Origin of the sequence: Terasakiella brassicae, from assembly GCF_014641495.1 — a bacterium.
Classification (GTDB): Bacteria; Pseudomonadota; Alphaproteobacteria; order Rhodospirillales; family Terasakiellaceae; genus Terasakiella; species Terasakiella brassicae.
In genome coordinates this window covers 88,826-107,469 of record NZ_BMHV01000008.1, presented here as the reverse complement: position 1 = coordinate 107,469, position 18,644 = coordinate 88,826, and the positions used below count along the sequence as shown (strand labels likewise).

Genomic DNA, 18,644 nt, shown 5'->3' with positions numbered 1-18,644 from the left:
ACAACTTACAAGAGTTTAACGGTTTTCAAAAATTTTCTTCACAACTTTTTTCATCAAAGTCGGCAAAGCATAATCTTGCAAGTTTTCAGGGAGAACCCATACCCCTGTTGTCGGTGGATTGCCGCTTATGCGCCCCTTCAACACCTTCAATTCAAGATGAAAATGCGTAAAAGTATGTCGCACAGTTCCTTCCAGTTCCGACCAAAGGGCTGGTGCTGGCGCTTTGCGTTGCGCCTCTTGTCGGCTCAGCGCCTTTTCCTGCCAATCACTTGACGGAAATTCCATCATGCCCCCCAACAATCCTTTTTCCGGGCGGCGGCGCATTAAAACAGCCCCATCCTTGCGCGTCAGCCAAAACACATAGCCTGTGCGCGTCGGTTTTGGCTTTTTGGCTTCTTTCCTTGGATAGTCCGTGGGGTCGGCCTTCAAGCGCGCCTCACATTCCTTCATCCACGGGCACAAACCGCAAGCCGCCTTTTTCGGGGTGCAAATGGTTGCGCCCAAATCCATCATCGCCTGCGCAAAATCGCCCGCTCGTGTCTGCGGTGTCAGGGTTTGAGCCAGTTCTGCCAGTTTCTTTTTCGCTTTTGGTAATTTTTCCTCAACTTTGAACAGGCGGGACACCACGCGTTCCACATTCCCATCCACCGGGGTTGCCTTATTCCCAAACGCGATTGAGGCAATGGCGGCTGCGGTATAAGGGCCGATACCGGGTAAATCCAGCAATCGTTTTTCATCTTCCGGGAAACGCCCGTTATACTGTCGTGTTACCTCAACGGCACATTTATGCAGATTACGCGCGCGCGCATAATACCCAAGCCCCTGCCAAAGATGGAGCACTTCATCCAGTTCCGCCCCTGCCAAATCCTGCACGGTGGGCCATTTTTCCAGAAAGGCCTTATAGTAGGATTTCACACTTGCCACTGTCGTTTGCTGAAGCATAATTTCGCTCATCCAAACTTTATAGGGATCGGCGTTTTGACCAGGTTCCATCCGCCACGGTAAATCCCGGCGTTCGCGATCATACCAATCCAGCAATTGCGTTGCTCTGTCTGTCATGCAATATCCCACTGTGAATTTTTGAAAGATAGGAGTATTCTCTGTTCCATCAAAAGACAAGGACCTTTCATGTATCCCCTGCTGGATGACTTTCTTATTCGTGAAGAACGGCGGCGCAATCGCAGCCTGCCCAAGCGTTTTATCGCTTGGCTCAACGCAGATAAAGGCGAAAAAACCGCCAAACATCTGGAACGAACACTCGCCAAACCCGGCAGTGAAAATATGGCTGTTCAGTTGTTAAAGAAAGCAGAAGAGGCCTACAAAGCCGATGATGTTTATAAAAAACAGGACGCCAAACGCAAACGGTCCCTGAAACAATTTCAAAAAGTGTTTGAAGACTGGTTAAACGGCAAACCCGGCACACCGTACCGCGAAGAAATGCTGAATGCCAAAGATGATATGGGCCGTGAACTGGCCAGATCAGATGCAGAAAGAGCCTTTGCCCGCGCCAATCCGCATCTTCTCCCCGATGACTACAAAGATGCCTCAAAAACCCGGATTCGCCCCGTTCGAAACGGTTATATGAAAGAGGTGGACGACCTGACCTTTGACGTGATCGAACCGGGATTAAACCAGATGGGACTGGTCGGTGCCGATATTTTACGCAGTTGGGACAAAATCGTCGGACAGGCACTTGCCCAGAACACCCGCCCAGAACGGATTACCTTCCCGCCGAAAGAACGCGCGAACGCCACTTTATTTTTAAAGGTTCGTGCCGGTTTTAACACCATTGTGCAGCATCACAGCGCACAAATTATTTTTCGTATCAACGGGCATTTTGGCTTTCGCGCCGTCAGTGAGGTTCGCATTTCCAAACGCCCGTTTGATGAAAATGAAACCACCGGCAGTCAGGTCAGTCGCAAGGTTCTTGCCCAACGGGTGCAACCTGTGGCCCAGCTTTCTCCGCGTATGGCAGAATTAATTCATGCCATCAAAGACCCGGAAATGCGCCAAGCCTTTGAAGAATTGGGCAAAGTCATCGAAGCCAGAAATCGTTGAATTACAAAATCATCCTTTTTTTGCCACAATCGGGCTCTAGCTTCTCCATAAGCTAGATAAATTGTTTATGTGCGGAGTCTCTCTCGTGAAAAAAATTGCCCGTTTTATTGCCGTTGCTGCGGTTGTTCTGTTCGCTGGTTTTGATGCCAATGCAGAAACTGAATATAAAGAACATGTCGTCGGCAATGCTGACGCACCGGTCACCATGATTGAATATGCGTCCTATACCTGTCCGCACTGTGCTGACTTCCACAATGATATTTTACCGCAAATCAAAAAAGATTTTGTCGATACCGGAAAAGTCAAAGTCATTTTCCGCGATTTCCCGTTTGAACAAATCGGTGCCACGGCTGCGATGCTGTCACGTTGCGTTGAACCCAGCCGTTTTGATGGTTTCAACAGCCTGTTGATGCAACAACAAGCCAACTGGGTATCATCCAAAAACCCGATTGAGGCTCTGTTTAAACTGGCAAAGCTTGCTGGCCTATCCCAGGAAAAAATCGATTCGTGTCTGGCTGATGAAAAACTGCTGGATAAGATCATTGCTGTTCGCAAAGAAGCCATGGATACACATGGGTTCAACTCCACCCCCAGCTTTTTGATTAATGGCGAAAAAGTTGTCGGAAGCGGTGAATATGACCGTTTTAAAGAGATTATCGAAAGTAAGCTGGACTAATCTTCCGTTCAGTTTAAAATTGCCTTTGGAAAGACGCGCCACTAATATCCGGTGCGTCTTTCTTTTTGTCATGGGCTTTTACGGGTAATTCCACACTTTGATCCAGTTCAAGAAACTCCGCTTAACCGGGTTTAAATCTTTTGTCGATCATTCCGAACTCCTGATCAATACTGGCTTGACCGGTGTGGTCGGGCCGAACGGCTGTGGCAAATCCAATCTGGTCGAGGCCCTGCGCTGGGTCATGGGCGAAACCAGCGCAAAACAAATGCGCGGCGGCGAAATGGATGACGTTATCTTTGCCGGCAGCGACAAACGCCCGGCCCGCAACGTTGCCGAAGTCGGTATCTTACTGGACAATTCCGATCGAACCGCGCCAGCCCTGTTTAACGACAACGTCGAACTGCAAGTCACACGCCGCATCGAACGCCAAAAAGGATCCCTTTACAAGGTCAACGGGCAGGATGTCCGGGCCCGTGATGTCCAATTGCTGTTTGCCGATGCCGCCACCGGGGCACGCTCCACCGCAATGGTTTCACAAGGTAAAATCGGTGCCATTATCAGTGCAAAACCCCAAGCCCGGCGCACCATTTTAGAAGAAGCCGCCGGGATTACAGGCCTGCATTCCCGCCGTCACGAAGCCGAACTTCGCCTGCGCGGTGCCGAAAACAATTTATCACGCCTTGATGATGTCCTGATCACACTGGAAACCCAGCAAAAGAATCTTGAAAAACAAGCGCGCCAAGCCAGTCGTTATCGCACCATTTCCGATCGCATCCGAAAGGCCGAAGCCCTTTTGTTTTATATGCGCTGGGGCAATGCACTGGACGACTTGGACAAAGCACGTAATGCCTACAAAGAAGTCGAAAAACGGGTAAATGAACTTAGTTCACGTGCAGCCGAAGCCGCCAAAATACAGGCGGAAGCCTCGCTCCATCTTCCTGCCTTGCGCGAAGCCGAAGCCGCAGCGGCGGCTGAACTGCACCGTTTATCCATTGCACGTGAACAATTGGACGGTGAAGAAAAACGCCTTGAAGAAGCAAAAGCTGAACTGACACGCCGTATTCAACAAAGCGCGCAGGATTTGGAACGCGAAAGTGATTTTTCCAAAGATGCCGAAGCTGCCCATCGCCGTTTGGAAAATGAACGCGAAACCATCCAGCTTCAGGGTGAAGATGATGACATGCTGCGCGAAGAAGCCGTGGAACGACTGGAAATTATTAAAGAAGAAGTCAGCCAGCGCGAAGAACGCCTCAACCAACTGACACAGGATGTCGCCCAAGCCGAAGCAAAACGCACGGGCCTGCAACGCCGCCTGAATGAAATAGAAGCGCAACTACAAAAAAACAAAGCGCGTCAAGACGATATCCTACGCCAGAAGACCGAATTGGAAGCGACCCGCATCTCACCCGACGATCTCGCCCATGCCGAAGCGAAACTGGAAGAACTGAGCGAACGCCGTCTCGAACAGGAAGAGGCCATCGAACAGGCTGAAGCAAAACGTAGCACCGCACAGCAACATGTTCAAGAAGCCTTGGAAGCGCTGCGAACCTGCGAAAGCGCCGTTGCCAAACTCGAGGCCGAAGAAGATGCATTGGCTGAATTGCTGGACCCCAAAGAACGCGCAGCCGGCAAACCTGTTTTGGACGACATCAGTGTTCAACCGGGATTTGAAGCCGCCTTGGGGTCCGCCCTTGGTGATGATCTATCCGCACCTTGTGACCCGGATGCCAGCTTACACTGGCAAGACTTGTCCCCCTTGAATACGGCCCTTCCTTTACCTGAAAATGTCATCCCACTATCTGATGTCGCACAAGGTCCAAGCGCGTTACAACGTCGATTTATTCAAGTCGGCATTGTTGATACCCCCATTGAAGCCGCCCGCCTTCAATCTGAACTACAACAAGGCCAACGTCTTGTCTCCAAAGTCGGTGGCATGTGGCGTTGGGATGGATTTATCACCTTGCCCGGTGCCCCCAGTGCGGCGGCACAACGTTTAAAACAGAAAAACAGACTAGCCGAAATTCGCATTGCGTGGGAAGAAGCCCGACAAAAAAGCGACGAAGCGCAGGAACGTCTTGATATCACCAAAGAAGCCGAAGCCAACTGTAGCGAACAGGAAAAGATCTTGCGTGAACAGTTGCGACAAACCAACAGCCGATTGAACGAAGCCCAAAATGAGTTTTCAAACCTGAATAACAAACTCGCCAGTTTCGAAGCCAAACTGGAAAACCTGATCGAAACACTGCAACGCAGCCGTGAAGAAGGCGAAGATATCCAAGCCAGCCTGATCGAAGCGCAAGACGCCTTAGGCGACCTTCCCGCCGATAACGAAGGGCGTGAACAGCTTGCCCTATTGCGCGAAGAATTGGCCGATAAACGCAATTTATTACTCGATCATCAAAGTGCTTATGAACGCATCAATCAAGATGCACAAAACCGTGCCCGGCGCCTCAGTGAAATTGGCGAAGAGATTGAAACATGGAAAAAACGATCCGAACGCGCCCACCATCATATGGACGAACTGAAAATGCGCCGCGAAGGATTGGTCGAAGAACTGGAAATCCTGGCCGAACGTCCGCAAGAGATTGAAGAAAAACGCCATGCCCTTTTGGACGGTATTGAGCGTTCAAACGAAAAAAGAAAACTCTGCGCCGACAAACTGGTCGAAGCCGAAACCCATTTGCGTGACGTGGACGGACATGCCCGTATGGCCGAAGCCGAACTGGGGAAATGCCGTGAAGAACGCGTGCGTTTTGAAAGCCATGTCGAACAAGGCAAACAACTGTGCATGGCCTTGGCTGAACGTATTCGTGACCGTCTGGATTGCAAGGCCGAAGAACTGGAAGCTATTGCCGAGATTGAGGAAGGGTCCGAACTGCCCGATCTGGATGCCGCCGAAAAACGCGTGGACCGCTTACACCGTGAACGCGATACCATGGGGCCGGTAAACCTGCGCGCAGAAACCGAACTGAACGAACTGAACGAACAAGTCAGCACCATGACCAGTGAGCGCGATGATCTTCTTAAGGCAATCGATAAACTGCGCCAAGGCATTGCGGAGTTAAATCGCGAAGGGCGAGATCGCCTTCTGACCTCTTTTAACGAAGTAAACCGCCATTTTCAGGAACTGTTTATCCGATTGTTTGGCGGCGGTCAGGCACATCTGGAACTGATTGAAGATGACGACCCCCTTCAAGCCGGGCTGGAAATTTTAGCCTCCCCACCGGGCAAACGCATGCAAATTCTGTCTCTGTTATCTGGTGGGGAACAGGCCTTGACGGCCTTGGCTTTGCTGTTTGGGGTCTTTTTGACAAACCCGGCCCCTATTTGTGTACTGGACGAGGTCGATGCTCCGCTGGATGATGCCAACGTTGATCGTTTCTGCACAATGTTGGAAGAAATGTCCAGAAGCGGACAGACCCGCTTTCTGATCATCACCCATCACCGCATGACAATGGCACGTATGCACCGTCTGTTCGGTGTCACCATGACAGAACGCGGTGTCTCACAATTGGTTTCTGTCGATTTACAAAAAGCGGAAGAACTGGTCGAAACTTAAATCAAAAATGCGTCTTAATCCCACGTATAGTCTGTTTTTTCTTTGACACCGCGAATACGGATTTGATTGTTGAAGTTTCGAACATCCGAATTTCGACGAACAATCATTTCCAAAACATATCTTTGCGCACCGGTATCGACATAGCCATTTATCGTGACAATCGCATCCTTGACATCAACCTGAAGGTCTGTCGGATTATTTTGAAATGTTTTATCTATTTCACGGGTGATCTGTTGATAAATCCGTTTGTCCGCCGGATCCATCGCGCGTGCGACATCGCTGCAAACCGCAAACATCATCCCTATAGCCAATAGATACCCAAGGCGTTTGATCAAAGACTTTCTCCTCTTTTTCCCCGAACAGATAGAATGGGCCGAAAAGGCGTAAAGGTCAAACATAATCCCGGAAAAAGCAACCCGTGATTGCATTCTCTACAGATAATTTTCAAAATTCCCGGTCCCCTCTTTAACCTCTCCCATTGCCAAACAGAATTTTCCAGCTAATTTAATGCGTTAGACGCAAATCTTGTACTCTGTACAATAAGTGCGTAGAATCGAAAAAAATATTTCAGGCAAAGACGGTAGATGGATTTATTAGGGGCGTTCCTGATTGGCATGGTTGCGATGGCTGGCTTAAGCGTGCCCGTAATTGTATGGCTTTGGCAACGTGATAAAAAGACCAAGCAGGAACGCGAGGTTCTTGGTCAACAAATTATCCAGCTTCAGGAAGTTCTGGTCGGTATCCCCGATGGGCTTTATCGCTGGAACGTGGTTAATGGCGTTGAAAACTGTTCCGCGCGTATGGCTGTTTTGCTGGACCTGCCCAAAGGAACCCAATCGCGTTACGGCGATATTCTCCAGTGCTTCGACGAAGAAGCCGCACGTACACTCAATGGCGCGGTCACAGATTTGCATCACGAAGGATTAAGCTTTGATATCATCCTGCCCCTTCATGGCGGGGATGACCGGGTTGTGCAAGCTGTCGGGCAGCGGGTACTAAGTGAAAACGGCGATCCCTTGGTTGATCTGTTATGGATGCGCCTTGCAAACGGGGCTGTTGTTGCCAACGGACCGATGGCAAGGTCCCTGCAATCCATGACACAGGAACGTGACCGCCTCATTGCGGTGCTGGAAAGCCTGCCCCTGCCCATCTGGATGCGCGACAGTGCCGGTCATATCATCTTTCATAACCCGGCTGCCCCCGATGGCGATCATACCCGTCATGTGGCCCAACGCGCAGCCGAGACCGGACGCGCAGCAAAAGAACGTGTCAGCCTGCCGGTTGCACAAAATGCCCGTTTGTTCGAAGTCACCGAAATTCCCCTGCCCGGTGGCGAAGGATTAATCGGTCTGGCTGAAGATATCAGTGCGCTTGATCTCGCCATGAAAAACGCCAAGCATGGTGAAAGCCTGTTGCGCGCCGCCCTTGAAAACCTCGTCACCGCGATTGCAATTTTCGACGGCAATACGCGTTTGAGCTATTATAACAGTGCCTATGCGCATCTCTGGGATCTCGATAAAAAATGGCTGGATGCACACCCTTCATACGGGGAATTGCTTGATCGTCTGCGCGAAACCCGTAAATTACCGGAATATGCCAACTTCAAGGCATTCAGACAGGAGCAACTGGCAAAATTTGTCGAACTGCAAGCCCCGGAAGAAACCAGCCTGCACTTGCCGGACAATTCCACCCTGCGCGCCATTATCAGCCCGCACCCGGTCAGCGGTCTGGTTATGACGTTTGAAGATGTCACCGATACACTTGCCCTTGAAAGTTCCAACAAGGCGTTATCGGCTGTTCAACGCGAAACACTGGACAACCTGTTTGAAGGGGTCGTCGTGTTTGGTCCCAACGGTAAAGTCCGTTTATCAAACCCGGCCTTCAGCCAAATCTGGCATCTCCCGGACGGATTTATGGCACATCATCCCCATATCACCGATGTCCTTGAAAAATGCCGTGATTTTTACGAAGGGGTTGAAAATTGGTCCAGTTTCCGCGAACAACTGGTGGCGCGCATCATGATGCGCGAACCCAACAACCAACGCCTTGTGCGCAGTGACGGGTCCATCCTTGAATATGCCTCCGTCCCCTTACCTGATGGCGGATCGCTTCTGTCCTATCTGGACGTGACCGACAGCGCGATGGTCGAACAGGCCCTGCGCGAACGATCCGATGCCCAACATGAAGCCGATCGTCTGAAATCAGAATTTATCGCCAATGTGTCCTATGAAATCCGCACACCCCTGACAACGGTTGCCGGATATGCCGCCCTGTTATGTGAACAGTATTTCGGTGAACTGAACAATCGCCAAATGGAATATGCCAAGGGGATTCAAACCAGCGCGGACCAGCTTGCTGCCCTCGTCAACGATATTCTGGAACTTGCGAGTATCGAGGCCGGACAGCTTGCCCTTGAACTGGATAGTTTCGACGTTCAAAACATGATGGTGTCCGTTCTCGGACTGGTTCGTGAAAGTGCCAAACATGCCCGGCTCAGCATTGAATTCAACTGCGCACAGGATATCGGGTCCATTACGGCTGATGAAAAACGCCTCAAACAGGTTATGTTCAACTTGTTGACCAATGCCATTCGCTATACCCCGCCAAACGGCGTGATTACAATCACGGCACAACGCGACCCGCATCAATTGGTCTTCAGCGTTGCAGATACCGGAAGCGGCATCCCGCAAGCCGATCAGGATCGCATTTTTGGCAGTTTCCAGCGCGGTGACCATGACGCAAGCGGACAAAGCGGGGCCGGATTGGGATTAACACTGGTCAAACGCTTTATTGAGTTGCATAACGGCACCGTCACCTTGGATTCCATCCCAGACAAGGGCACAATGGTGACCTGTCGTATTCCGTTATAAAAAGGGAAAAGAAAAACATGAGCCAACAGGACATGGAAGCTATCGCCCAGCGCCTTGCCACCATCCGCGATATCATTATGGACCGGGAAGGCGATGATGTTCAGGATCAGTTTGAAGTCGCCCCCTTCATCATCATCGTCAATATCGAAGGCAGCGGTTATGCCGATGATGAAGATGTTTTCACCTTGATACAAGTCGAACGCGGCGCACCCGGGATGGAAGAACTGCTTGCCTGCGCAGTTGAAGATGCCAACGAAGAAAGCTATATCATCGCTTCTGAAGATGAAAACCTGCTGGACCAACTGGACGAGGCCTGCGATAAAGTCTATCGCCATTGGCATTGGCTGGATATGCCCAATGCACTGGCGGGTTCCGACATACAGGACGACGATTTGGACGATGACGAAAATATCTGAAAATTATAAATTCTACGCAGGTTTCTTGCGTTTTGTCGCTGCGAAAACAGACAAAAGCAACATGACCGTAAACGCCATGATGGCAGAATTAAATCAAGCCGCCGATCAATTGGAAAACGGATCAAGAATCAGTCTTCTCGCCAGTCGCGCCCAAGCTGCATCACGCGCCTTTGCCGGGGTTGCCCAGTTTTTGCAACACCGAATTCTGCCGGAAGCACAGGCGCATGGAGATCAAACAGCCCTTTCCCAACTGGAATGGGCAATTGCCGCCTCCCTGCAAATCGGACGTGCGGTTATTTTGCATCTGGACGATGTGGAACCGGAACAAATTTCCACAGCAATCATCGAAATAAAAATGCCACCGTTGGATCGCATCCCCGGTATGCACTCGCAAGACGACAATCCAACATTGCATTGATAGTGCGGATAGGTCATTATCACGTAAAATGTGAAACGTCTAATGTAGAAAAATGAGTTACATATGAGCAATTTACTCTGTGAGGATACCTTAAAAGAGCTGGCGGAACAGGTTGGTATTGAATTGATCGAAACACTTTTGGTCGATTTAACCGACGATGCTGGTAATCGCGTGGCACGTATGCAGGACTTACTGGCAAACGGCGACATGGATGAATTACGTAAAGAGGCTCATACCCTGAAATCGTCCACAGGCACACTGGGGCTCAAAGAGATTTCCGAACAAAGTGCGATTATTGAACGCAAACTTGTCACGGGTGAAGGCCCGGATGTTGCCCCAATTGTACCAGAACTGCCCAAAATGCTGCAGAACGGCCTAACCGCCGCAAATAACTGGGTTGCGGCACAGTAAATTTCAGACTTCAAAAAATAAAAAGAGCCTCTCGTGAAAGAGGCTCAGATTATTGACCAAGCCCCTAAACTGTCATCCCCGACCCTGATCGGGGATCCATCTTTGTCCAATGAGTAACATCTAATCCATTGGTTTTAAATGGATCCCGCATCAAGTGCGGGACGACGGCTTTTGGTCAATTATTTACTGAAAACACTTTATCAGCAGTCTGAGCCTCTCGTGAAAGAGGCTCTTTATCCAGATTAGCCGATGGCTGCCAAGGCTTTATCAAAGCGATTGAACAATTCTTCTAAATCCGGCTGTTCGCTGATCAACGGTGGGCAGAAGGCCACGCAATCACCCGGCATGGCGCGCAGGATCAAACCGTTTTCTTCGCACTTCTTCATCAACCCCGCAGCCTTTGCAAGGCCGGGATCAAACGGTGTTTTCGTTGCCTTGTCCGCGCTGAGTTCAATGGCCCCGATCAAGCCAACACCCCGCACTTCGCCGACCAGTGGATGATCACGATAACTTTGCAAACGTTCCTGAAAATACGGACTAACCGCATTAACTTGCCCCAAAATATCGCGTTCTTCATAAATTTTAAGAACTTCGAGTGCTACGGCACAGGGAACCGGATGGCCCCCATAGGTCAGCCCGTGACCAAATACACCCAAGGCATTGCTTTGTTCTTTGATTGTTTGATAGAGATGATCGGACACCGCCAAGGCCGAAATGGGCAAATAACCGGATGATAATTGTTTCGCCATCGTCATCATATCCGGTTCAATACCAAAATATTCTGAGCCGAACATTTTACCTGTCCGAGCGAACCCACAAATCACTTCGTCGGCAACTAACAGAATATCGTATTTTTTCAAGACCGCCTGAATTTTGGGGAAATAGCTTTGCGGTGGAACAATAACACCACCGGCCCCTTGAATTGGTTCGGCAAACATTGCGCCCACGGTGTCTGGACCTTCGCTCAGAATCAGTTGTTCCAACTCGTTTGCCAGACGGGTGGTGAATTCGTCTTCGCTTTCCCCCTCCTGTCCATAACGATAAAAATGCGGGCAGCCTGTGCGTAAAATACGTTCGCTTGCCGGCAGGTCAAAACCATTTTGCGCATAGGCCAACCCGGTTAAAGACCCGGCCGCCACCGTTACACCGTGATAGGCTTTTTCACGGGCGATGATTTTCTTTTTCTCCGGCTTGCCACGGGCATTATTATAATACCAGACGAATTTAATCGCCGTGTCGTTCGCTTCGGAACCGGAATTGCAGAAAAAGACGCGGTCCAACCCATCCGGTGTCACTTGAACCAAACGTTCTGCCAGTTCTGCGGTGACATCTGGCACTTTACTGCTGAAACTATGATAAAATGGCAATTTTTCCATTTGCGTTTGGGCCGCTTTGACCAGTCGCGGTTCATTAAACCCTAAAGACGTACACCACAGGCCGGACAGACCTTCGATATATTCTTTGCCGTCTTCGCCGAACACACGCACCCCTTGCCCCCGTGAAATCACAAGTGGACCTTGTTCTTCATGGACCTTTAAATTTGTATAGGGATGTAGATGATAGGTCTGGTCTTTCGCCGAAATAGAATTTGGATTTTTTGTCATTTTATCTTTCTCACCACTTAAGTTGCGGTATTTCAATAAGTCGGACCGGGCCTGCAAACAAGGCACGTTCCTGCAAGGTTAGCGCCACGCTTATCGTTGCCGGTCCGCCGTTTCCTGGATATTTCGCCAGCATTCCCAAAACAACCTTGGCCATGCTGGCATCGGGGCCACGAATAACGCGAGCACGGCGCAAACGTTCCACTGTTTCAAAGAACCCCTGAATACGGGCACTAAAGGCCCCTACAATCTGCAAGTCACCATCGAGTGCCAGTGTCCCGTTACCCTGCAAGGACAAAGGCGCATAGTCAATCAACAATCTTTCAAATTCTAAAGTCCCCCCCCGATCACGCCATTCTTCAATCGCTGTTTTTGACCATTTTTGTGTCGCAAAATTATGTGTGAAACGACCACGCGCCAAAACTTGCGAAAGTTTTTTGCCCATACCGATGATGGCATTCGGCAAATCAATATCCTGCCCTTTTAGTTCAAACTGATAATCCCCGGACGATTGGCGCCGGGCATCCAGTTGTACGTGATCAAGGCTTAAAGCCTGTTGTTCCCCATGCAAGTTCCACTGCGCAATATCCAGCGATATTTCATCCGGCACCCCTTTTGACATCCAGTCAAATGTCAGTTGAAACCTTTTTGCCTGCCCCCGATAGGTCTGAGCATTCATTGATAGGCTTTGGGGAGCACTCATATCCACGTTTAGGGTCCGCAATGTCCAAGGCAGCGGCAGTGTCGATAAATCCAGTGATGCGATTTGCCAGCTCCACGCCCGTTTTCCTGATGCATCAAGGGGTGGTGCAAACACGACATCTTTCAAACGGATATTCAGCGCAAAAGGAAACCCTGTAATGCGGGCTTTTTGATCATCATATTTTGCGACATAACCTTGTGCGTTGCGCGCGGCAAACCAGTCCTGAACGCCAGCGCGCAGCAACATGGACGTTCCAAACCACGCCAGACTATAAAGAATGGCCAGTACAGCAAAGCTCGCCCCGCTATAAGCCGCATAACGTCCAAGGCGCACCGACAACGGTTCCTTATAATTCAGGGCAATATGCGTTTTTGTGGGATGGGGAACGCGGGCCATTCTTGTCCTAACCAAAATGAATTTTTGAAAATGTTATAGCCGACAAATCCCGCAAAGGACAATGACATTGGTTGACGAATTGATGGGAATGGGCCATCTCTGAATTTATGAACGAACTCAGGCACGAAGAAAACAGCACATTGGAAGTCCCGGACAGCGGCATTAAAGGCTCGCTCACCCGGGGTATGGATGTGATCAAAGGTTATTTGAAAACACTCGCCTCTCGCCCCGGTGTCTATCGGATGTTGAATGAAAAAGGCGATGTTCTTTATGTGGGGAAAGCCAAGTCGTTAAAAAAACGGGTCGCAAACTATACAACGCCACAACGCCTGACCATCCGCATTCAACGCATGATCTCGCAAACCTATGCGATGGAATTCATTACCACCCATACCGAAGCCGAAGCCTTGCTTCTGGAATCGAACCTGATCAAGAAATTAAAGCCGCGTTATAATATCTTACTACGCGACGATAAATCTTTTCCCATGATCCTTGTTACCGGGGACCATGACTATCCACAAGTCCTCAAACATCGCGGTGCAAAAAACCGCAAAGGGCGCTATTTCGGCCCCTTTGCATCCGCCTGGGCCGTCAACGAAACCTTGAACACCCTGCAACGGGCTTTTTTGCTGCGGCCCTGTTCAGACAGTATTTTTGCATCCCGCACACGCCCTTGTTTACAATATCAAATCAAGCGATGTTCTGCCCCTTGTGTCGGGCGTATTTCTGTGCGCGAATATGCAAAACTTGTGGAACAGTCCGAACGATTTTTGCGCGGTGACAGCAAAGCCTTGCAAAACGAATTGGCGCAACGCATGGCAGAAGCGAGCGAAAACCTCGAATTTGAAGAGGCCGCGATTTATCGAGACCGCATTTCAGCAATGACGCGTATTCAACAACGCCAGGATATCAATATTGAAGGACTGGAAGAAGCCGATGTTATCGCCGGTTTCCTTGATGGCGGACAAACCTGCATTCAGGTCTTTTTCTTTCGCGCCGGAGCCAATTTCGGTAACCGGGCCTATTATCCCGCACATGGGTCGAAAGAAGAATTGCCCGATATTCTGGAAGCCTTCATCGGACAATTTTATGCCGATAAACAGCCGCCCAAACAAATCCTTGTCAGCCATGACCTCCCCGGTCACGCCATTTTAGAAGAAGCCCTTTGCGTACGGGCTGAACGTAAAATTTCACTGCAATGCCCAAAACGCGGCGAAAAAACCAAATTGATTACTCATGCCATGAACAACGCCCGCGAAGCCTTGGGACGCCGATTGGCGCAAAGTGCGTCACAACGTCGTTTGTTGCAGGAAACCCAGCGCATTATGCAAATGGAGTCCATGCCGGAAAGGATCGAGGTTTACGATAACTCCCACATTCAGGGGACCAACTCGGTCGGAGCCATGATTGCTGCCGGGCCGGATGGTTTCATCAAAAATGCCTATCGTAAATTCAACATCAAAACGGCGCAAAGCGATGATGATTACGCCATGATGCGTGAAGTCTTAACCCGCCGTTTCAGCCGCGCCATCAAGGAAGACCCCGATAAGGAAAAAGGCCAATGGCCGGACCTTGTCATTATCGATGGGGGCAAAGGGCAACTGGGGGTCGCAATTTCCGTTTTTGAAGAACTCGGCATCGACGATGTCACCTTGGCCGGGATTTCCAAAGGACCGGAACGAAATGCCGGATATGATAAAATCGTCATCCCCGGACAGGAACCGTTTCAATTAGAACATACCGACCCGGTCAATCATTTCATCCAGCGCCTGCGCGACGAGGCCCATCGCTTCGCCATCGGCACCCATCGTGCCAAACGCGGCAAGGCCACTACAAAATCCGTTCTGGATGATATTAACGGGGTCGGCGCCAAACGAAAAAAAGCCTTGCTCCATCATTTCGGGTCCGCCAAAGGTGTGGCCCAAGCGGGCTTAAGCGATCTGGAGGCCGTTGACGGTATCAACAAGACAACCGCCAAACTGATTTACGATCATTTTCACGAAAATTAATTTATTTTGCCAGATAGCGTTCCCGCAATTTTGCCGGATCAAGCGGCGCTAAATGCAGATTTGGAATACTCTTCAAACGCCGAACCAACGAGAAATCCAGATTTGATTTCCATGACCAATAGAGCCAAAGTTCCCTCGGTTCCAGCGGAACAGGTTCCGCCAATTCTGCAAACGTCACCATATTCTGATCCACCGCATCCAAGAGACGGAAATCCGCCGTAACCAAGGCATCAACACGTCCATACTGTAAAAGGCGCGTCCCATCGTTGTGATTATTAAAGTAATAATACTTCAAACCCGGCACCCCCTTCAGGGTCTTGATTTCCGCCCCGCCCCGAATACGGGCAATGGATTTATTTTCCAATTCGTTGATGCTACGGATCGGTTTGTCTTTTAACGAGACAATAATGAACTGGGCATCCCCCAACTTCACAATCGGCATACCGATCTGATTGCGTTTAGAGCTTTCCATAAAGACACCAAAATCGGTATCGCCTTCTCCCACCATCAGCACCGCCCGTTTAAAAGGCACCATGCGCAAATGAAAAGGAATGCCAATTTCCTGTTCCGCACGCTTTAAAAGGTCAATCAACGGACCTTGCCATTTCCCGCTCCCGTCCTGATGCACCAATTGTGAAATAATGGGGACAGCAACTTCCACATAGTTTTGTGAAGGGTTGGCAAAAGATATCCGCAAGGGTGCCGATAAAAACAGGCACAAAATAAACATATTTATGAGTATCTTCTTTCCCATAAAGTCTAATTATCCCCCATTCTGATGTGCACCTGTTTTCTTTTAGCTTACACTTGGATAGCTTGCTTGGCAAAAAGGAAAAGATTTACCTGTCAAAATATGTAAAAAGACGATAAGAAAAAAGCCGCTTTTTTTTAAAAGGCCTATGGTCTATTTTGGCCTTTGCGCTCATCCTGTTCATATAAAGAAAAATTCAAATGCTCTGGAACGTTCCCAATATCCTGACAGCGTCACGCATTCTGATCATCCCCGTTTTGGTCGGTCTATATATGGTTGGCGAACCCGAAGGCAACTGGATGGCCTTTTCATTATATGTCTATGCCTGTATCACCGATTTCTTTGATGGCTGGCTCGCCCGCAGAATGGACCTGCAATCCGCCCTTGGTAAATTTATGGACCCGATTGCTGACAAGCTTCTTATCGGGACGCTGATTGTCATGCTCATGGGGTTTGGCCCGATCGAAGGCATCCATGTTTTGGCAGCAGGCGTTATTTTGGTGCGTGAGTTACTGGTTTCCGGTTTGCGCGAATTTTTGGCAGAAACCAAAATATCCGTCCCCGTTACCCTATTGGCCAAATGGAAAACCACCATTCAAATGCTGGCCTTGGGTTTTCTGATCGTCGGAAACGCCGGGCCTTATTTGTGGGTCGCTGAAACAGTTACGGTCGGATATGTCGGTTTATGGCTTGCAGCCCTTTTGACGATGATTACCGGGTACGATTATTTGCGCACCGGTTTAAAGCATATGGTCGATTAAATGAAAATATTTGGTATCGTTGGTAAAAGCGGCAGCGGCAAAACCACCTTGCTGGAAGTTCTGATCCCGGCAATCACCAAACATGGTTTTAACGTTTCCACCATCAAGCATACCCATCACCAGTTCGATATCGACCAGCCGGGCAAAGATTCTTATCGCCAGCGCGAAGCCGGGGCCAAAGAAGTCATGCTGGCTTCCAGTCATCGCTGGGCCTTACTGCACGAATTGCGCGGGGATGAAGAACCCGAAATCGAAGATCTCATCCAGCATATGAGCGATGTAGACCTTGTCCTGATTGAAGGTTTTAAATTTAATAACCATCCCAAAATAGAAGTCCATCGTCCGTCTTATGGGCGCGAACCGCTTTGGCCCGACGACCCGACCATTCTTGCCGTCGCCAGTGACGAACAATTACGTGATATTGACCGCCCCTTGATCGACCTCAAAGACATCGAAGGCATTGCCGACTTTATTATCTCGCATCTGGATTTGCGGAGAGAACCATGACACCCGTTTTTGACTGCTGTTTTTCCCATGCCGATGACATGATGCCTCTGCCCGAGGCACGGCGCAAAATCGCAGAAACGGTCAAGCCGATTGCACAAACCACCTCTTTACCTTTGCGCCAATGTGTCGGTAAAATTCTGGCAGAAGATATCATCTCCCCGCGCAATGTTCCGCCACACGATAATTCCGCAATGGATGGGTATGCCCTACGCTTTGCCGATTTGAATCCACATGGTGAAACCAAGCTGCCCGTCACCGCCCGGATTGCCGCCGGACACCCGATGGACCGCCCCCTTAATCCGGGCGAGACTTTTCGTATTTTTACCGGCGCAGCGATGCCACAAGGCGCCGATACGGTTGTCATGCAGGAAAACGCCTGTGAAAAAGACGGGGTCGTGACCTTTGCGCAAGGATGTGCTGCCAAACAAGGGGCCAACCGCCGCAAAGCAGGCGAAGACATCCAGACCGGTGACGTTGTCCTGAAAAAGGGCCGCAAATTGCGCGCTGCCGATATCGGTGTATGTGCTTCAATCGGCAAGACAGACTTAAATGTGTACGTCCCTTTAAAAATCGCTGTTTTTTCAACGGGTGATGAAATCCGCGACCCGGGACAGGATTTGGAAGACGGCTGCATTTACGACATCAATCGCTACACCGTCATGTCCATGTTGGACAGCATGGGGTTTGAAGTCACCGATCTTGGCATCCTACCGGATGATTTAACCACTATTACCAATGCCTTGAAACACGCCGCACAAGATCACGATATCCTGTTTACCTCCGGCGGGGTTTCGATGGGGGAAGAAGACCACGTTAAATCCGCTGTCAAAACACTGGGGAAAATCGATTTCTGGCGCATTGCCATTAAGCCCGGTCGCCCCATTGCCCTGGGGGACATTGCAGGCAAACCCTTCATTGGGCTGCCGGGTAATCCGGTTGCAACGCTTGTCACCTTTATGATGATTGCCCGGCCCATGATTGCCGGTTTTGCAGGGCGAAGCGATATTCAAAGTCGCAGCTACAAAGTTGCCGCCGCTTTTGAACTGGATCACAAAGGTGGACGTTATGAATGGCAACGGGCCTATCTAAAAGACACACCTTACGGCCCGGTCGTTGAATTGTTCCACACCACCGGGTCCGGTGTTTTAACCTCAATGGTCAAAACGGACGGGCTGGTGGAAATTCCCGATCATGTGCATAAAATTGAAACCGGTGATCTGGTCGATTTCATCCCTTATAGCGAGGTAAATCAGTAATGAAAGTTCTCTATTTCGCATGGCTGCGCACAAAAATCGGTTGTGCCGAAGAAGAAATCGACCTGCCCGACACCGTTAAAACCGTTGGCGATGTTTTGGATTACCTGCGCACCAAGGGAGAGGTTTATGCAGAAGCCTTGGGTGAAGACAAAGTCATCCGTGTTGCCCTAAATCAGGATTACGCCCAGATGGACGACACCATCCAAAACGGTGACGAATTCGCCATTTTCCCACCTGTCACAGGGGGGTGAT

17 protein-coding genes are annotated in these 18,644 nt (G+C 49.9%); 12 read left to right on the top strand and 5 right to left on the bottom strand.

The window, feature by feature from the left end:
• Positions 1-15 precede the first annotated feature (15 nt).
• Positions 16-1,059, bottom strand: a complete 1,044-nt coding sequence (mutY, locus tag IEW74_RS07360; protein ID WP_188663309.1) for an A/G-specific adenine glycosylase — start codon at positions 1,057-1,059, stop codon at positions 16-18.
• A gap of 69 nt (positions 1,060-1,128) precedes the next feature.
• Between mutY and IEW74_RS07355 the strand changes: the two genes are divergently transcribed.
• The 3 genes from IEW74_RS07355 (at position 1,129) to smc (ending at position 6,293) form a co-directional block, all read left to right on the top strand.
• On the top strand, positions 1,129-2,058 hold the full coding sequence (locus IEW74_RS07355) for a DUF721 domain-containing protein (protein WP_188663307.1): 930 nt from the start codon (positions 1,129-1,131) through the stop codon (positions 2,056-2,058).
• Positions 2,059-2,143: 85 nt separating this feature from the next.
• Positions 2,144-2,734, top strand: coding sequence for a DsbA family protein (locus IEW74_RS07350; protein WP_188663305.1), 591 nt, complete (start codon positions 2,144-2,146; stop codon positions 2,732-2,734).
• A gap of 97 nt (positions 2,735-2,831) precedes the next feature.
• Positions 2,832-6,293, top strand: a complete 3,462-nt coding sequence (smc, locus tag IEW74_RS07345) for a chromosome segregation protein SMC (RefSeq protein ID WP_188663303.1) — start codon at positions 2,832-2,834, stop codon at positions 6,291-6,293.
• A 14-nt stretch (positions 6,294-6,307) separates the two neighbouring features.
• Here smc and IEW74_RS07340 read toward each other — a convergent pair whose 3' ends face one another.
• A complete protein-coding gene (locus IEW74_RS07340) occupies positions 6,308-6,628 on the bottom strand; it encodes a BON domain-containing protein (protein ID WP_188663294.1) in 321 nt (106 codons plus the stop codon).
• Between the two features lie 249 nt (positions 6,629-6,877).
• On the opposite strand from IEW74_RS07340, the gene IEW74_RS07335 reads away from it, so the two are divergent.
• The 4 genes from IEW74_RS07335 to IEW74_RS07320 all read left to right on the top strand — a co-directional run bounded on the left by IEW74_RS07335 (position 6,878) and on the right by IEW74_RS07320 (position 10,408).
• Positions 6,878-9,163 (top strand): sensor histidine kinase, encoded by a 2,286-nt coding sequence (locus tag IEW74_RS07335; protein ID WP_188663291.1) that lies wholly within the window; start codon positions 6,878-6,880, stop codon positions 9,161-9,163.
• A 17-nt stretch (positions 9,164-9,180) separates the two neighbouring features.
• On the top strand, positions 9,181-9,579 hold the full coding sequence (locus IEW74_RS07330; protein WP_188663284.1) for a hypothetical protein: 399 nt from the start codon (positions 9,181-9,183) through the stop codon (positions 9,577-9,579).
• The gene (locus IEW74_RS07325; RefSeq protein WP_188663282.1) at positions 9,563-9,997 is read left to right on the top strand and encodes a hypothetical protein; all 435 of its coding nucleotides are present in this window, start codon (positions 9,563-9,565) and stop codon (positions 9,995-9,997) included. Before IEW74_RS07330 ends, IEW74_RS07325 begins: the two co-directional genes overlap by 17 nt.
• Before the next feature lie 63 nt (positions 9,998-10,060).
• Positions 10,061-10,408 carry an Hpt domain-containing protein gene (locus IEW74_RS07320; protein ID WP_188663280.1) on the top strand — a complete coding sequence of 116 codons (348 nt, stop codon included), beginning with the start codon at positions 10,061-10,063 and terminating at the stop codon, positions 10,406-10,408.
• 242 nt (positions 10,409-10,650) lie between these two features.
• Here the strand turns inward: IEW74_RS07320 and IEW74_RS07315 are convergent, their stop codons facing one another.
• Together IEW74_RS07315 and IEW74_RS07310 are read right to left on the bottom strand one after the other, a co-directional pair.
• Positions 10,651-12,012 carry an aspartate aminotransferase family protein gene (locus IEW74_RS07315; protein WP_188663278.1) on the bottom strand — a complete coding sequence of 454 codons (1,362 nt, stop codon included), beginning with the start codon at positions 12,010-12,012 and terminating at the stop codon, positions 10,651-10,653.
• 10 nt (positions 12,013-12,022) lie between these two features.
• The gene (locus IEW74_RS07310; RefSeq protein WP_188663276.1) at positions 12,023-13,108 is read right to left on the bottom strand and encodes a DUF2125 domain-containing protein; all 1,086 of its coding nucleotides are present in this window, start codon (positions 13,106-13,108) and stop codon (positions 12,023-12,025) included.
• Positions 13,109-13,293: 185 nt separating this feature from the next.
• Here IEW74_RS07310 and uvrC point away from each other — a divergent pair, with 185 nt between their 5' ends.
• Positions 13,294-15,117, top strand: a complete 1,824-nt coding sequence (gene uvrC / locus IEW74_RS07305; protein WP_229734270.1) for an excinuclease ABC subunit UvrC — start codon at positions 13,294-13,296, stop codon at positions 15,115-15,117.
• A 1-nt stretch (position 15,118) separates the two neighbouring features.
• On the opposite strand, the gene IEW74_RS07300 is transcribed toward uvrC, so the two are convergent.
• The gene (locus IEW74_RS07300) at positions 15,119-15,847 is read right to left on the bottom strand and encodes a substrate-binding periplasmic protein (RefSeq protein WP_188663272.1); all 729 of its coding nucleotides are present in this window, start codon (positions 15,845-15,847) and stop codon (positions 15,119-15,121) included.
• 221 nt (positions 15,848-16,068) lie between these two features.
• On the opposite strand from IEW74_RS07300, the gene pgsA reads away from it, so the two are divergent.
• Genes pgsA through moaD form a run of 4 tightly spaced genes read left to right on the top strand, consistent with a single transcriptional unit; the run spans position 16,069 to position 18,643 of the window.
• Complete coding sequence (gene pgsA, locus IEW74_RS07295) at positions 16,069-16,629, top strand: CDP-diacylglycerol--glycerol-3-phosphate 3-phosphatidyltransferase (RefSeq protein ID WP_188663270.1); 561 nt, start codon at positions 16,069-16,071, stop codon at positions 16,627-16,629.
• Positions 16,630-17,136, top strand: coding sequence for a molybdopterin-guanine dinucleotide biosynthesis protein B (gene mobB, locus IEW74_RS07290; protein WP_188663268.1), 507 nt, complete (start codon positions 16,630-16,632; stop codon positions 17,134-17,136).
• On the top strand, positions 17,133-18,392 hold the full coding sequence (gene moeA / locus IEW74_RS07285) for a molybdopterin molybdotransferase MoeA (protein WP_188663266.1): 1,260 nt from the start codon (positions 17,133-17,135) through the stop codon (positions 18,390-18,392). The genes mobB and moeA overlap by 4 nt, the downstream gene beginning before the upstream one ends.
• Positions 18,392-18,643: a molybdopterin converting factor subunit 1 gene (moaD, locus tag IEW74_RS07280; RefSeq protein WP_188663263.1), complete on the top strand. Its 252-nt coding sequence runs from the start codon at positions 18,392-18,394 to the stop codon at positions 18,641-18,643. The genes moeA and moaD overlap by 1 nt, the downstream gene beginning before the upstream one ends.
• The last annotated feature ends 1 nt before the right edge of the window (position 18,644 follow it).